Consider the following 15,423-nt stretch of genomic DNA (forward strand, 5'->3'; position numbering starts at 1 on the left):
ACTAGGCTGCCAGCGTGTCGCCCTACGTCGTCGTCGCCGCCGTGGTCGTGGTCGGCCTGCTGCTCTTCGTCGCGGCGATGTCGGCCCGTGCGCTGCTGGCGCCGAAGGCCCCGACCCGCGCGAAGCTCACGACGTACGAGTCCGGCGTCGACCCGGTCGGCCAGGGCTGGGCGCAGACCCAGGTGCGGTACTTCGTCTACGCGTTCCTCTACGTCATCTTCGCGGTCGACGCCGTCTACCTGTTCCCGTGGGCCCTGGTCGTGCGCTCGGCCCACCTCGGGGCCGCCTCGCTCGTCGAGATCGCCGTCTTCGTCGGCGTCCTGCTCGTCGGACTCGTGCACGCGGCGCGACGCGGCCTGCTGAGGTGGCTGTGATGGCCCCGGTCGACCTCCCGCTGCCGCGTGTCGGCGCCGCCCAGGACGTGGCCCCGACCCCCGTCAAGGTCGTCCTCAACTGGGGCAGGCGCTACTCGCTCTGGGTCTTCAACTTCGGGCTGGCGTGCTGCGCGATCGAGTTCATCGCCGCCTCGATGGCCCGGCACGACTTCATCCGGCTCGGCGTCATCCCGTTCGCGCCGGGGCCGCGCCAGGCCGACCTCATGGTCGTCAGCGGCACCGTGACGGACAAGATGGCACCCGCCGTCCGGCGCCTCTACGACCAGATGCCCGAGCCGAAGTACGTCATCTCGTTCGGGGCCTGCTCCAACTCCGGTGGTCCGTACTGGGACTCCTACAGCGTCACCAAGGGCGTCGACACGATCCTGCCCGTCGACGTCTACGTCCCCGGCTGCCCGCCGCGGCCCGAGGCGCTCCTGCAGGGGATCCTGCGGCTGCAGGAGCAGATCGGGCAGGAGTCGTTGTCCACCAAGGGGATCCGCGCCAAGTACGCCCGGCACCGCACGGCCGCCGCGGGTGAGGTGACCCGTGGCCTGGTCGCGCCCCCGACGCCCGCCGCCGACGGTGCCGCGGGGGAGCAGCCGTGAGCGACCCGGCGACCGTGGACCGGGTCGAGGTGCCGTCCGGCGACTGGGTCGCCGCGGTCACCGCGGCCCGCGACGAGGGCTACGCCTTCTTCGACTGGCTGACCGCCGTCGACCAGACGGATGCCGCCGAGGACCCCGGGTTCGACGTCGTCTGCCACCTGCTCGATCCCTCCACGCCGCGGGCGTTGCGCCGGCGGCTGCTGCGTACGCGCGTGGCCGAGGGATCGGCGCTCGCGAGCCTGACGCCCGTCTTCCGGGGGGCGGCCTGGCACGAGCGCGAGACCCACGAGATGTTCGGGCTCGACTTCGACGGCTTCGACGACGGCACCGGCCTCGGCCTGCGCCCGCTGCTGCTGCCCGACGGGTTCGAGGGGACGCCGCTGCGCAAGTCGTTCGTGCTCGCCGCCCGGGCGTCCAAGGCCTGGCCGGGGGCCAAGGAGCCCGGCGAGTCCGAGCACGCCCGGCCGACCGGCCGCCGGCGGGTGAGCGCCCCCGGCGTCCCCGACCCCGAGTGGGGACCCCGGTGACCGCCCTCGAGGTCGCGCTGCGCGCGGTCGGCGTCCTCGCAGCCTTCCTCGTCCTGCCGCTGCTCGTGGGTCAGGCGGAGCACAAGGTGATGGCACACATGCAGGGCCGGCTCGGCCCGATGTATGCCGGGGGCTTCCACGGGTGGGCCCAGCTGGTCGCCGACGGGGTCAAGTTCGTGCAGAAGGAGGACATCACCCCGGCTGCCGCCGACCGCCGCGTCTTCCGGTTCGCCCCGGCCGTCGCGCTCGTCCCCTACCTCGTCGCGCTCGCGGTCATCCCGCTGTCGCCGTCCGTCGTCGCGGCCGACGTCCCGGCGTCCGCAGTCTTCGTCCTCGCCGTCACGGCCGTCGGCATCCTCGGCACGCTCATGGCCGGCTGGGCCAGCGCCAACAAGTACTCGCTGCTGGGCGGCATGCGTGCCGCCGCTCAGCTGCTGTCCTACGAGCTGCCGATGGTCCTCGCCGTCGCCTCGGTGTGCCTGGCGGCGGGGTCCCTGTCACTCGGCGGGATCGCCGCAGCCTGGCGGCCGGCGTGGCTGCTGTGGCAGCTGCCCGGTGCCGTCGTGTTCCTCGTCGCCGCCGTGGCCGAGCTGCAGCGGCCGCCGTTCGACATGCCGGTGGCCGACTCCGAGATCGTGTTCGGGGCGTACACCGAGTACACCGGGCTGCGGTTCGCGTTCTTCCTGCTGGCCGAGTACGCCGGGATCGTGGTGATGTCGCTGCTGTTCGCGGTGCTCTACCTCGGCGGCTGGCACGGCCTGTTCTCCGCCCAGCTCGGCTGGGTGTGGACCATGCTCAAGGGGCTGGTCGTGGCCGTCGTCGTCATCTGGTTCCGGGTCGCGTGGCCGCGCCTGCGCGAGGACCAGCTGCAGCGGCTGGCCTGGCTCGTGCTGGTGCCGCTGGCCCTGGCCCAGCTCGCGATCACCGGCGTCTGGGTGGTGGTGACCTCGTGAGCCCGTCCGCACGCAGGCCGGGCGGCACTGGCATACCCGGCATCCTCAAGGGGCTCGCCACGACGGCGCGGACGCTCGCGACCCCGACCCACACCGCCGAGTACCCCGACGTGCCGCCCACGCTGCCGCCGCGCTCCCGCGGGGTCATCGCTCTGCTCGAGGAGAACTGCACCTCCTGCATGCTGTGCGCTCGCGAGTGCCCCGACTGGTGCATCTACATCGACTCGCACAAGGAGACGGTCCCGGCGGCGACGCCCGGCGGCCGCGAGCGGCAGCGCAACGTGCTCGACCGGTTCGCGATCGACTTCAGCCTCTGCATGTACTGCGGGATCTGCATCGAGGTGTGCCCGTTCGACGCGCTGCACTGGAGCCCGGAGTTCGAGTACGCCGAGCTCGACATCCGCGACCTGCTGCACGAGAAGGACCGGCTCGGGCAGTGGATGCCGACCGTGCCCCCGCCGCCCGCGCTCGACGAGCACTCGGCCGAGCCGGCGGAGGTTGCCGCCAGCCAGAAGCCGGCCCGTGGTGCGTCCAGGCTGGTGCCTCGCGAGCGGCCCGCCCGGGTCCGACCGGCACGCGTCGGCGACGACTCGCCCTCGGGCGCGGCCGGTGCGACCCCCCGCGAGGCCGCCGCTGCCGAGGCGCAGGCCGCCCCGCCCGCCCCGGACGGGGCAGGCGGGGACGAGGCAGGCGGGGACGAGGCATGACCGGTCTCGACGTCGCGTTCGCCGCGGTCGGCATGCTCGCCGCCGCGAGCGGGCTGCTGGCCGTGACCACCCGGCACGTCGTGCACGCCGCCCTGTGGCTGGTCGTCTGCCTCGGGTCGGTCGCGGGCTGCTACCTCGTCCTCGGTGCCGAGTTCGTCGCGCTGGTGCAGCTGCTCGTGTACGTCGGCGCCATCGTGGTGCTCGTCCTCTTCGCACTCATGCTGACCCGTGCGCCGATCGGCCCCAACCGCGAGGTGTCGACGAGCCGGCTGCACCGCGCCTTGGCTGCCGTCCTCGGCGCCGCCGTCACCGCGCTCCTCGGCGCCGCGCTCCTCCCGCTGGCCGGACCGGCGCGGCCGCGGGTCGAGACGCCGAGCGACCGGCTCGCGGGACAGGTCTTCGGCACGTGGGTGTGGCCGTTCGAGCTGCTGTCGCTGCTGCTGCTCGTCGCCCTCGTGGGCGCACTCGCCGTGTCGCGGATGGTCGCCCCCGAGCCCGAGACGCCGGTCGTGGCCGCCGACGAGCCGCAGGACGCGGCCGTGGACGCGGGGGAGCGGGCATGATCCACCTCGCCGGGCCGTACCTGCTGGCCGCCGTCCTCGCCGGCCTCGGCACCTACGGCATCCTGGCCCGCCGCAACGCCGTCCTCGTCCTCATCGGCGTCGAGCTGGTCCTCAACGCCGCCACCGTGCTGCTCGTCTCCGTGGCGGCGTCCGGCGACGAGCGCTGGAACGCCGGCTCGGTGCTCACGCTGTTCGTCATCACCATCGCCGCGGCCGAGGTCTGCGTGGCGCTCGCGGTGGTGCTGGCCGTCTTCCGCCTGCGCGGCGACGTCGACCTCGAGGCGGACCGCTCGTGAGCGCCGCAGCGGCCCGGCTGGTCGTCCTCGTCCCGGCCGCCGCCGCGCTGGTGGGCCTTCTGGTCGCGCGCCGGCCCCGCCCGCACATCCCGCGGGCGGTCGCCACGGTCGGCTCCCTGCTCACCCTCCTCGTGGCCCTCGTCGAGCTGGTCGCCGTCCACTCGGCCGGGCCGGTGCAGGCGCTGCACCTGCTCCCGTCCCTGCAGGCGGGTGAGCTGCGGATCCCGTTGCAGCTGCAGGCGACCGACGCACCCGCCCTGGTCGCCGTGGTGGTCGCGGTGGTCGGCTGGGCGGTGCAGGCCTTCGCCGGCTGGTACCTGCGCGACGACGACCGCTACGGCACCTTCGCCGCGACCGTCTCCCTGTTCTGCGCGGGCATGCTGCTCACCGTCCAGTCCGCCGACCTGGTCCTGACACTCGTCGGCTGGGAGGTCATGGGCTGGTGCTCCTACCTGCTCATCGGGCACTGGAGCCGCAAGGAGTCCGCGCGCCGGGCCGCGCTCAAGGCGTTCCTCGTCACCCGGCTCGCCGACGTCGGGTTCGTCCTCGGGGTGGTGCTGCTCGCCTCGGACGCCGGCACGACGGCATACCGGGAGGTGCTCGCGGGGGCGCCCGGGACGCTGTCGAAGGTCGGCATCGCCCTCCTCGTGGTGGGCGTGCTCGGCAAGTCCGGCATGGTGCCGTTCCACGACTGGCTCCCCGACGCGATGGAGGGCCCCACGCCCGCGTCGGCGCTCATCCACGCGGCGACCATGGTCGCCGCGGGCACGTTCGTCCTGGCACAGCTGTTCGACGTCCTCGTCGCCAGCGGCGGTGCGCGCTGGCTGCTCGCGGTGAGCACCGCCGTGACGATGGTGTATGCCGCGGTGCTGGCCTTCGGCCAGTCCGACCTCAAGCGGCTGCTCGCGTACTCCACGCTCTCGCAGGTCGCCCTGATGCTCTCGGCGCTGGCGGTGGCGCCGCGGGCGGAAGGCCCCGGCGCCGGTGTCCTGCACCTGTACTCGCACGCGTTCTTCAAGGCGCTGCTGTTCCTCGCGGTCGGGTGGCTCAGCGTCACCGTCGGCGGGACCGCCGCGAGCGCGCTGCGGGGCAGCCTGCGCGGCCACCTCGTGATCCGCCCGGCCATGTTCGTCGGCCTGCTCTCACTCGCGGGTGTGCCGCCGCTGGTGGGCTTCGTGTCCAAGGAGCACGTGCTCGGCGCGGCCGAGGCCGGTGTCTCCGCCGGGGACGCCCGCGCCTGGCTGGTGCTCCTCGCCGGCATCGTGACGGTGCCGCTGACGGCCGCCTACTGCATGCGCGCCTGGCTCGTGCTCGACGACCTCGCCACGACCGACGTCACCCGGCACGAGGCCGACACGGCCACGCGGCCGGTGCGCACGGCCGTGACCGTCCTCGCGCTGCTGTCCGTGGTGGGCGGGCTCGTCGTGCTCACCCCGCTGCTGGACCTGCGCGGCCACATCGGCTGGCTCGTGGCCCTGCTCAGCGTCCTGCTCATCGTGGGCGCGGCGCTGGCGGTGCGGTCGGTCCCGCTCGTCGACGACCCCGACCCCGCCACCCGCCTGGTCGGCGACCGCCGCCCGCTCTTCGACCGAGGCCTGGGCGTCGACCGCCTCTACGTCGCCGCGGTGGCGACCCCCGTGCTGGCGCTGGCCCGGCTCGTCGTGGTCCTCGACCGGGACGTCGTCGACGCCTACGTCCGCGGCGCCGCGCTGACCGCCCGCTGGTCCGGCCGCGGTGGCCAGCGGGTGCACGACCGCGAGCGCGCCGCGTCCGGGCTGGCCTGGGTCGTGGCCGGGGTCGTCGCCGTCGCCCTCGCGGGGGTGGCGCTGTGGTGATCCTCGTCAGCCTCGTCGTGCCGGCCGCGGTGGCGGTCTGGCTGCTCACCGCCGGGCGCGGGCTCGGCCACCGGGCCGCGAACGCCGTGGCCACCGCCGCCAGCGTCGTCACCCTCGGCGCGGTCCTCTGGGCCGTCATCGTCCGCCCCACCGTCGACCGGGCCTGGGTCCCCTCGCTCGGGCTGCGCTGGCAGCTCGCCGTCGACGGCATCAGCGCGCCCCTGCTCCTGATGACCGCGCTGCTCGGGGTCGGCGTCGTGCTGCACACCCTCGACCGGCCGCCCACCGGGGGCACGACAGGCGCCTTCCACGCCTGCCTCCTGCTGGTGGAGTTCGGGGCCCTCGCGACGTTCTACGCCCGCGACGCCGTCCTGTTCTTCGTCGCCTTCGAGCTGGTGCTCGTGCCGATGTGGGTCCTCATCACCCGGTACGGCGACCCGCACGACGCCCGGGCCCGCGCCGACGCCGGCGGCCGGTTCGTCCTCTACACCGCGTTCGGCTCCACCCTCATGCTCGTCGGGATCCTCGCGCTCGTCGCGAAGGCCGGGACGGCCGACCTGGACGTCCTCGCGCAGGGCGGGCGCACCGGCATACCGGTCGGCACCCAGACCCTCGTCGCCGCGCTGCTCGTCGCCGGGCTGGCCGTCAAGGTGCCGGTCTTCCCGCTCCACACCTGGCTGCCGTCCGCCCACACCACCGCCCCGACCGCCGGGTCGGTGCTGCTCGCCGCGGTGCTGCTCAAGATGGGCACGTACGGCCTGGTGCGCCTGCCGCTCGCCTCCGTGCCGGAGGGCTTCTCCCGCGTCGCTCCGGTGCTGGCCGTGCTCGGCGCGGTCGGCATCCTGTGGGGAGGCCTCGCCTGCCTGGTCGAGCGCGACCTCAAGCGGCTCATCGCGTACTCCTCGGTGGCGCACATGGGCTTCGTCGTCCTCGGCCTGGCCAGCGGCACCCGCACCGGGCTGCAGGCGGCCCTCTTCGCGAACATCGCCCACGGCGTCATCTCGGCCCTGCTCTTCGTCGTCGTCGGCGGCCTCAAGGAGCGCTGGGGCGACGCCGACCTGCGGACCGCCCGTGCCGCCGTCCGCGAGGTCGCGCCGCGGCTCGGGTTCGCGCTCGTCCTCGGGCTCGCCGCCTCGCTCGGGCTGCCCGGCCTCGCCGGGTTCTGGGGCGAGTTCCTCTCCGTGTATGCCGCGTGGTCGCCGGCCGACGACCGGCCCACCGGGCTGTTCCGCGGCCTGGCGGTGGTCGCCGCGTTCGGGACCGTGCTGGCCGCCGCCTACGCCCTCCGCGTCGCGCGGACAGTCTGGGCGGGGGAGCGCCGCGAGCCCTTCATCGAGGACAGCCGCGACAGCGAGTGGGACGTCATCGCGGTCCTCGCGCTGGCCACGGTGCTGCTCGGCGTCCTGCCCGGGCCGCTGCTCGCGCTGACCAGTCCCGCCGTCGCGTCCCTCCTGGGGGCGGCACGATGACCACGCTCGTGTCGGTCGACTGGGCGGTCCTCGGGCCGGTGCTCGCGCCCGCCCTGGGGGCGGTGCTGGTCCTCGTCGTCGACGCGGTCGCGCCGCGGGCCGCCCGGGTCCATGCCGCCCTCGGGCTCCTCGCCCTCGCGGCGGGCGTCGCGCTCACCGTGCCCGGCGCCCTGCAGGGCGGGGCCGCGCCGCTGCGGACCCTCTGCGTCCCGGCCGTCGCGGGCACCTGCCTCTACGAGGCGGGGCCCGTCGCCAGTGCGCTGCAGCTCGCGGCCCTCGTCTCGGCGTTCGTCGTGCTCCTGCTCGCCTGGCCCGGTGTCCCGCGGCCGGACGGGCTACGAGGCGGCCCTGCGGTGCAGGTCTGCCTCGTCCTCACCGCCACGGCCGGTGCGGCAGGCGTGGCGGCCGCCCACGACCTGGGCTCGTGGCTGGTCTGCCTCGAGCTCGCCACCCTGCCGGTGGTCGCGCTCGTCGCGCTCCGGGGCACCGACGCCGCCGGGCGTGGGGCGCTCGCGCTGTTGACGACGTCGCTGGTGTCGTTCGCGGTGGTCGTCCTCGGCGTGGCGCTGTGGCTCGTCGCCACCGGGGAGGCCGTCTTCACCCGGGGCGCCGCGGCCGACGCGCTCGCCGACCCGCACCGGCGGGTCGTGCTGCTCCTCGGCGTGCTCCTGCTCCTCGCCGGGCTCGGCTTCAAGCTCTCCCTCGTGCCGTTCCACGTGTGGACACCGCAGGCGTACACCGGTGGCAGCGAGCCGGTCGCCGCCTTCCTCGCCGCCACGTCCAAGGTGGCCGCCCTCGCTGCCCTCGTCGTGGTGCTCGGCCCGGTCGCGGAGGCGGGCGGCCCCGTCCTCGCCGCGATCGGCGTGGTCGCGGCCGCCTCGATGACCCTCGGCAACGTCCTCGCCCTCGTCCAGGACGACCCGGTGCGGCTGCTCGCCTGGTCCACCGTCGCGCAGGCCGGCTGGGTCGTGCTGCCCCTGTCGGCCCTCTCACGGGGGTCGGCCGCCGCGTCCGCCGGCTACCTGCTGGCCTACGTCGTCGCGACCCTCGTCGCCTTCACCGTCGTCCACGTCGTGTCGTCCGCGCCGCCGGCGCGAGGCGTCGCACGCGACCGGCGGACCCTCGCGGCATACACCGGGCTGCTGCGCTCGCACCCGGTCCTCGGCGGCGCCCTGGGTCTCGCCCTGCTGTCCCTGGCCGGGCTCCCGCCGGGGCTCGTCGGGCTGGTGGCGAAGGTCGTGGCACTGCGGCCCGTCGTCGGGGGTGAGCAGTGGGCGCTCGCGCTCGTGGCCGTGCTCAACGCGGTCCTCGGGATCGCGGTCTACCTGCGCTGGTTCGGGGTGCTGCTGCGCGACCCGGAGACGGGCCCCAGCGCGGCCGTCGTGCGCCGCGTGCCCCGACCGGCACTGGTCGCGCTGCTGCTCTCCGGCGGCCTGCTCGTGGCCACCAGCGTGGCGCCGCAGCTGCTGTTGGGGCTGCTCGACTGACGCTGGGGCGGTTCGGGCCGAGGCTGGGCGTCGGCTGGGAACGCCGCGGGACGACGCGGCGTTGACCGGACATGCACAACCACTTCAACGGGCTGAAGACCGCTGCGCTGTTCGGCGCGATCTTCGCCCTGCTCCTGGCGATCGGCGGCATCATCTCCGCCTCGACCCGCAGCATGTCGTTCCTGTGGATCTTCGCCCTCATCGGTGTCGGCACGACCATCTACGGCTACTGGAACTCCGACAAGCTCGCCATCCGCGCCATGCACGCCTACCCGGTGAGCGAGGCCCAGGCGCCGGCGATGTACCGGATCGTGCGCGAGCTGTCGACGTCCGCCGGCCAGCCGATGCCACGGCTGTTCGTCAGCCCGACCCAGGCGCCCAACGCGTTCGCCACCGGCCGCAACCCCGAGAACGCCGCCGTCTGCTGCACCGAGGGCATCCTCGGCATGCTCGACGAGCGCGAGCTGCGCGGGGTCCTCGGCCACGAGCTGATGCACGTCTACAACCGCGACATCCTCACCGGCTCGGTGGCCGCGGCCATCGCCGGCGTGATCACCTCGGTCGCGCAGATGCTGATGTTCGCGAGCATGTTCGGCGGCGGCAGCAACGACGAGGACCGGCCGAACCCGTTGGTGCTGCTGCTGATGGCGCTGCTCGCCCCGATCGCCGCGATGTTCATCCAGATGGCGATCAGCCGGACGCGCGAGTACGACGCCGACGAGGACGGCGCGAAGCTGACCGGCGACCCGCTGGCCCTGGCCTCGGCGCTGCGCAAGCTCGAGGCCGGTGTGGCCCAGGCGCCGCTGCAGCCGACCCCCGCGCTGCAGAACAGCAGCCACATGATGATCGCCAACCCGTTCCGGCCGCAGGACGTCTCCCGGCTGTTCTCGACCCACCCCCCGATGGCCGAGCGCATCGCCCGGCTCGAGCAGATGGCGTACGGCTTCCGCCAGCGCTGACCCGCTCCCCCGCACCGAGGTGTGTCGCGCGGCCGAGTCCTCCGCGCGGCACACCTCTACGGGGATGGGGGCCTGCGGTGCGCGGGCGGGGTGTGCGGACGAGGGTCGCGGAGGCGGTATGCTTGTCGCCAGTTGCAGTTGCAGTTCCTCGTCTGAGTGGGCCCGCCGGTGTGCGGGCCCTTTGCTTTGAGCGGTCCGTTCCGTGTCGTGGTGGTGTGCGCAGCTGGTGGTTCGCGACTGCGACCACCTCGGCCGACAGAAACGAGAGATCCCATGGCACAGGGAACAGTCAAGTGGTTCAACGCTGAGAAGGGCTTCGGCTTCGTGGAGCAGGACGGCGGCGGCCCCGACGTCTTCGTGCACTACAGCGCCATCGAGTCCAACGGCTACCGGTCCCTCGAGGACGGCCAGCGCGTCGAGTTCGACATCACGCAGGGCCCCAAGGGTCCGCAGGCCGAGAAGGTCCGCGCGATCTGAGCACCCGCAACCGGTGACATCCGCCGAGGCCCCCGACCAGTCCTGGTCGGGGGCCTCGGTCGTTCCGGGGGACCGTTGGGTGCACGTGCAGCCACGACTCCTCAGCGCAGGTGCAGCACCGACATCGTGCGGTTGGCCATGGCGGACTCGCCGAGGGCGTTGGGGTGGACCGGCACGGTGTTGGTGCCGAACAACACCGGCTCGACCCACCGCGTGCCGATCGGCGTGCAGGCGTCGTGCCCGTCCGACGCCGTCGAGAAGTCGACGAACGTCGTGCCCGTCTCGCTCGCGGCCTTTGCGACCACCGCGTTGAGGTGGGCCTGCAGGGCCCGCAGGTACGGGATGTCCCCACGCGCGATCGGCATCTTGGCGTAGCAGCTCGCCACGAACGAGCTGGGCACGATCCACGGGTATCCCAGCACGGCGACGCGGGCGTTCGGTGCCTTGGCGTGCACGTCGGCGAGCGCCTGCCGGACGGCCGGGTAGGTCTTCGCGTCGATGGCGTCGTCGAAGGTGCTGCCGTACAGGTCCCTGCAGGGACTGCCGTAGCCGAGGGTCGCGGCGCCGGCGGAGCCGCAGGCGACGATCGCGCCGATGAACGTGTTGTTGTCGTTGCCGCCGATGGTGAGGGTCACCAGGTCGGTCCCCGGGCCGAGCGCGTCGAGCTGCGGCGCGACCCCCGGGTACTGCGACGAGGAGAAGTCCTTGGTCTGCGCGGCGCCGCAGGTGACGTCGGTGAGCGAGGTCCCGGTTGCCGCCGCGATGACGTGCGGGTAGTTGCTGCTCGAGCGCAGGCACACGGGCGGCGCGGTCGGGTCGGGCGGCCAGACGCCCGAGCCCGCCGAGTAGCTGTCGCCGAGGGCGACGTAGTCGACGCCGGCCGCGCTGGCCGGGGTGGCGACGGCGACGGCGGTGGCGGCGAGGGCCAGTCCCGCCAGGCCGGCGGCGACGCGGTGCAGTCGGTGCAGGGGACGGCGCATGGAACAACTCCCTTGTTGTTACCTCGGGTAAGTTACCTTCGGGTAGCGATGGTTCCCCAGATCCGTCCGCCAGACAACCCCCTCCACCTCCCGGGCCGCCCCGCACTCCCGCCGGGCCACGGCAGGCAGGATGGTTGGATCGCCGTATGCCGTCGTTGACCCGTGCCGAGGCCCGCCTGCGTTCCGAGCTGCTCACCGTCGAGCGGATGGAGGTCGACCTCGACCTCGACCGCGGGCCGGAGACGTTCCACTCCCGGACGCGGATCTCCTTCTCCTGCAGCGACCCCGGCGCCTCGACGTTCGTCGACGTGAAGTCGGTCGAGCTGCGCTCGCTCGTCCTCAACGGGGAGGCCGTCGACGTCGCCACGCTCGACGACGGCCGCGTGCAGCTGCACGGCCTGGCGGCCGAGAACGTCCTGGAGTGCGAGGCGGTCATGGCCTACAGCCGCGACGGGCAGGGCCTGCACCGGGCCGTCGACCCGGCGGACGACCGGCCGTACGTCTACGGCCACCTGTTCCTCGACGCGGCACCGCGCGTCTTCGCCTGCTTCGACCAGCCCGACCTCAAGGCGCCCTACGCCATCACCGTGAAGGCACCGCAGGACTGGACCGTCATCGGCAACGGCGCGGCCACGTCCACGGCGCCCGGGCAGTGGGAGCTCGCCGAGACCAGGCCGCTGGCGACCTACTTCGTCACCGTCTGCGCGGGGCCGTACGCCTCCGTGCGCGCGGAGCACGACGGCATACCGCTGGGCATCCATGCCCGCGCCTCGCTCGCCGACGCGCTCGAGCGCGAGGCACCGCAGATCCTCGAGGTGACCCGACAGGGGTTCGACTACTACCACTCGCTGTTCGGCATCCGGTACCCGTTCGGGGAGTACCACCAGGTCTTCGTCCCCGAGTTCAACGCAGGGGCGATGGAGAACCCGGGCTGCGTCACGTTCCGCGACACGATGATGTTCCGGGGCGCGGCGACCCACGACGAGGTGCTCGCCCGGTCCAACACCGTGACCCACGAGATGGCGCACATGTGGTTCGGCGACCTCGTGACGATGCAGTGGTGGGACGACCTGTGGCTCAACGAGTCGTTCGCCGAGTACATGGCGCACCGCAGCTGCGTCGCCGCGACCGAGTTCACCGACGCCTGGGTCGACTCGACCATGGCGCGCAAGGTGTGGGGGTATGCCGCGGAGCGCACCCCCTCGACGCACCCCGTCGCCGGCGGTGCCGCGCTCGACGCGGCCGCGGCGCTGCAGGACTTCGACGGCATCTCCTACGCCAAGGGTGCCGCCGTCCTGCGACAGCTCATCGAGCACATCGGCGACGACGCGTTCGTGGCCGGCGTCTCGGCATACCTGCGCGAGCACTCCTACGGCAACGGCACCCTCGCGGACTTCATCGGCTCCATCGAGCGCGCCTCCGGCACCGACCTCCAGGACTGGGTGCGGGCGTGGCTGCTCACCGCCGGGGTCGACGTCCTCGCCGTGGACCGGGCCGCCGGGGTCGTCGAGCGGGTCGTCCCGGAGCGGTTCCCGGCCGACCGGCCGCACACCTTCGACGTCGCCGGGTTCGCCGAGGGCGCCGAGGTGTTCCGCGTCGGCGTCACGGTGACCGACGACCGCACCGAGGTCGACGCGCTCCGCGACCTGTCCGACGACGTCCTCGTCCTCCCCAACGCCGCGGACCTGACCTGGGCGACGGTGACCCTCGACCCGGTCAGCGCCTCGCTCGTGCCCGCGCGGCTGGCGACGGTCCCCGACGCGCAGGCGCGGGCCGTCACGTGGGTCGCGCTCCTCGACGGGGTCTGCCTGGGCGCGCTCGACCCGCGCGTCGTCGTCGACACGTTCGGCCGCGCCTGGCCGCACGAGCCGAACGAGTCGGTGCTCAACCGGGTGGCCCTCAACCTCGTCGGCAAGGTCGTCCCGGCGTTCCTGCAGCTGGGGGAGCGCGAGGACGCGACGCGCACCGTGGCCACCGCAGCCGCCGGGGTGCTCGACGCCGCCGAGCCCGGCTCGACCCGCGCCCTCGTCGCCGCCCGCTACCTCGCCCGCACCACCGACGACGAGCAGCGGCTGCGCGCCTGGGCAGAGGGGCGCGAGCGGCCCGCCGGGCTCGAGGACGACTCGGACTTCGGCTGGATCGCCGTGCGCAACCTGGCCGCCCGTGGCCTCGTCGACAGCGACTTCGTGGAGTCGGTGCGGGCCGGAGACGACACCCTGCAGGGCCGGTTGGCCGCGCTGCAGGCCCTCGCGGCCCGGCCGGGTGCCGAGTCCAAGGCCTGGGCCTGGGAGCAGCTCACTGCGAACCGCGAGCGCTCCAACTACGAGCTCAACGCGCTGGCGCAGGGGTTCTGGCAGGCGTCGCAGGACGACGTGCTGCGGCCGTATGCCGAGCGCTACGTCGCCGACGTGCCCGCGATGAGCGCATGGGTGGGGGAGGACGCCCTGGCTCGGGTGGCGACGCTGTCGTTCCCGTGGGTGCTCGTCGAGCCGGCGACCGCGGAGCTCGTCGACGCGGCCCTCGAGCGCGACGACGTCTCGGCCGCGGTGCGCCGCAGCATGGTCGACGCGCGCTCCGAGCTGGGGGAGGCCCTGCGCTCGCGCGCCCGGTTCGCCTGAGGGCTTGGGGACTCCCGGCCCGGCTGGCTGCCCCCGCGAAACGGCAGTTGCTGGCGCGAAACGGGAGTCCACAACTGCCGTCTCGTGCCCGCAACTGCCGTTTCGCACCGCAGAGGTGGTTGCGCTCCGAAACCCTTGTGACTGGTGTTGCTGCAGGTCATCGCGGTGTTCGCCCCTCGCGGATGGCGCGCGAAGGGGTCCGAGCGGAGGTACGCTGTGGTCCTACGAGGTCTCCCCGTGATGTCAGTCGACGCGCGCCTCGTCGACGGAGGTGTCACCCAGGTGGTGCGCGCATGAACAGGCTGCACGAGGGATTCGTACTCGGTGGCCGCTACGAGCTCGGCTCACGGATCGCCTCCGGCGGCATGGCAGACGTGTGGTCGGCGGTGGACCAGGTGCTCCAGCGCGAGGTCGCCGTCAAGGTCATGCGCCCCGACACCGGCCACGAGGAGCTCTTCGCCCTCCGGTTCCGGGACGAGGCCGTCCACTCAGCGTCCCTCATGCACGCCAACATCGTCACCCTCTTCGACTACGGCGAGGAGGACGGGCTGGCCTACCTGGTCATGGAGCTGGTGCCCGGTGAGCCGCTCTCGACGCTGCTGCGGCGCGAGGGGGCGCAGTCCCCGCTCGTCGTGCGCTCCATCATCGGCCAGGTCGCGCTGGCCCTCGGCGTCGCCCACGAGGCGCGCGTCGTCCACCGCGACGTCAAGCCGGCGAACATCATGATGCGTCCCGACGGCATCGCGAAGATCACCGACTTCGGCATCGCCCGCGCCCTCGACGCGGCCGGCCACACCCGCCACGGCGAGATGCTCGGCACCCCCGACTACATCAGCCCCGAGCAGGCGCTCGGCAAGGCCGCCACCGGTGCCAGCGACCTCTACGCCCTCGGCGTCGTGGCGCACGAGATGCTGTCCGGCCGCAGGCCCTTCGACAAGGGCACGCCGATCGCGACGGCCCTCAGCCACGTGACCGAGCCCCCGCCGCCGCTGCCCGAGGGTGTGCCGGACGACCTCGCCGACCTCGTCTGGCGGCTCCTGGCCAAGGACCCCGCGGACCGTCCCGAGAACGCCCGCGCCGTCGTGGTCGAGCTCGGTCTCGCCGACGACGAGATCACCGGTCTGGCCCTGGGCCTGGCCGCGGAGCTCGACGACCAGGTGGAGACCCCGGACGTCATGCCCGTCACCCAGGCGATGCCCGCGCCCCGCCACAGCGACCCGCGACCCACCCCCGTCGCCGGCGAGGCGCCCACGTCGTGGGTGGACCTGCAGCTCGACCGCCCCGCAGGGCGCCACTCGGCGAGCGCGGTGCTCGCCGGTCCCACGGCGGCGGAGCAGCAGCAGGAGCGCAGCGCCGACGCGGGTGCCGCCGAGCAGGGTGTGGTCCCGCCAGTCGCCGGCGCCGACATGGCGGCGGCCGTCGACGTGGTCAACGTCGTCGACCCCGCCCACGTCGAGGGCCTGGTCAACGGTCCGGCGTCCGCCGACCCCGACGCGACGATCCCCGGCTGAGGCGTCCCGCCCGGCGCCGTGGCGCCGTGGCGCCGTGGCGCCGACCCGGCGGCGACGGC

15 protein-coding genes are annotated in these 15,423 nt (G+C 73.8%); 14 read left to right on the forward strand and 1 reads right to left on the reverse strand.

Features of this window, described 5'->3' with window-relative positions; genetic code table 11:
- The first annotated feature begins 14 nt into the window (after positions 1–14).
- The 12 genes from ACFUC1_RS02125 to ACFUC1_RS02180 all read left to right on the forward strand — a co-directional run bounded on the left by ACFUC1_RS02125 (position 15) and on the right by ACFUC1_RS02180 (position 10,255).
- Complete coding sequence (locus ACFUC1_RS02125) at positions 15–374, forward strand: NADH-quinone oxidoreductase subunit A (protein ID WP_379116250.1); 360 nt, start codon at positions 15–17, stop codon at positions 372–374.
- A complete protein-coding gene (locus tag ACFUC1_RS02130; protein WP_379116251.1) occupies positions 374–982 on the forward strand; it encodes an NADH-quinone oxidoreductase subunit B in 609 nt (202 codons plus the stop codon). Before ACFUC1_RS02125 ends, ACFUC1_RS02130 begins: the two co-directional genes overlap by 1 nt.
- Positions 979–1,509, forward strand: coding sequence for an NADH-quinone oxidoreductase subunit C (locus ACFUC1_RS02135; protein WP_379116252.1), 531 nt, complete (start codon positions 979–981; stop codon positions 1,507–1,509). The genes ACFUC1_RS02130 and ACFUC1_RS02135 overlap by 4 nt, the downstream gene beginning before the upstream one ends.
- The gene (locus tag ACFUC1_RS02140) at positions 1,506–2,462 is read left to right on the forward strand and encodes an NADH-quinone oxidoreductase subunit H (RefSeq protein ID WP_379116253.1); all 957 of its coding nucleotides are present in this window, start codon (positions 1,506–1,508) and stop codon (positions 2,460–2,462) included. Before ACFUC1_RS02135 ends, ACFUC1_RS02140 begins: the two co-directional genes overlap by 4 nt.
- Positions 2,459–3,169: a NuoI/complex I 23 kDa subunit family protein gene (locus ACFUC1_RS02145; RefSeq protein WP_379116254.1), complete on the forward strand. Its 711-nt coding sequence runs from the start codon at positions 2,459–2,461 to the stop codon at positions 3,167–3,169. The genes ACFUC1_RS02140 and ACFUC1_RS02145 overlap by 4 nt, the downstream gene beginning before the upstream one ends.
- A complete protein-coding gene (locus ACFUC1_RS02150) occupies positions 3,166–3,732 on the forward strand; it encodes an NADH-quinone oxidoreductase subunit J (protein WP_379116255.1) in 567 nt (188 codons plus the stop codon). Before ACFUC1_RS02145 ends, ACFUC1_RS02150 begins: the two co-directional genes overlap by 4 nt.
- Positions 3,729–4,028: an NADH-quinone oxidoreductase subunit NuoK gene (gene nuoK, locus ACFUC1_RS02155; RefSeq protein WP_379116256.1), complete on the forward strand. Its 300-nt coding sequence runs from the start codon at positions 3,729–3,731 to the stop codon at positions 4,026–4,028. Before ACFUC1_RS02150 ends, nuoK begins: the two co-directional genes overlap by 4 nt.
- Entirely contained in the window at positions 4,025–5,863 is a 1,839-nt protein-coding gene (locus tag ACFUC1_RS02160) for an NADH-quinone oxidoreductase subunit L (protein WP_379116257.1), read from the forward strand. Before nuoK ends, ACFUC1_RS02160 begins: the two co-directional genes overlap by 4 nt.
- Positions 5,857–7,332 (forward strand): NuoM family protein, encoded by a 1,476-nt coding sequence (locus ACFUC1_RS02165; protein ID WP_379116259.1) that lies wholly within the window; start codon positions 5,857–5,859, stop codon positions 7,330–7,332. The genes ACFUC1_RS02160 and ACFUC1_RS02165 overlap by 7 nt, the downstream gene beginning before the upstream one ends.
- Positions 7,329–8,819 (forward strand): NADH-quinone oxidoreductase subunit N, encoded by a 1,491-nt coding sequence (locus ACFUC1_RS02170; RefSeq protein WP_379116260.1) that lies wholly within the window; start codon positions 7,329–7,331, stop codon positions 8,817–8,819. The genes ACFUC1_RS02165 and ACFUC1_RS02170 overlap by 4 nt, the downstream gene beginning before the upstream one ends.
- A 71-nt stretch (positions 8,820–8,890) precedes the next feature.
- Positions 8,891–9,778, forward strand: a complete 888-nt coding sequence (gene htpX / locus ACFUC1_RS02175; protein WP_310153897.1) for a zinc metalloprotease HtpX — start codon at positions 8,891–8,893, stop codon at positions 9,776–9,778.
- A gap of 273 nt (positions 9,779–10,051) precedes the next feature.
- Entirely contained in the window at positions 10,052–10,255 is a 204-nt protein-coding gene (locus tag ACFUC1_RS02180) for a cold-shock protein (RefSeq protein ID WP_379116261.1), read from the forward strand.
- A gap of 101 nt (positions 10,256–10,356) precedes the next feature.
- Here ACFUC1_RS02180 and ACFUC1_RS02185 read toward each other — a convergent pair whose 3' ends face one another.
- Positions 10,357–11,235, reverse strand: a complete 879-nt coding sequence (locus ACFUC1_RS02185) for an SGNH/GDSL hydrolase family protein (protein WP_379116262.1) — start codon at positions 11,233–11,235, stop codon at positions 10,357–10,359.
- A 146-nt stretch (positions 11,236–11,381) separates the two neighbouring features.
- Between ACFUC1_RS02185 and pepN the strand changes: the two genes are divergently transcribed.
- Positions 11,382–13,853: an aminopeptidase N gene (gene pepN, locus ACFUC1_RS02190; RefSeq protein ID WP_379116263.1), complete on the forward strand. Its 2,472-nt coding sequence runs from the start codon at positions 11,382–11,384 to the stop codon at positions 13,851–13,853.
- Between the two features lie 293 nt (positions 13,854–14,146).
- Entirely contained in the window at positions 14,147–15,364 is a 1,218-nt protein-coding gene (locus tag ACFUC1_RS02195; protein WP_379116264.1) for a serine/threonine-protein kinase, read from the forward strand.
- The last annotated feature ends 59 nt before the right edge of the window (positions 15,365–15,423 follow it).

It is taken from the genome of Pedococcus sp. NPDC057267, from assembly GCF_042668795.1.
Classification (GTDB): Bacteria; Actinomycetota; Actinomycetes; order Actinomycetales; family Dermatophilaceae; genus Pedococcus.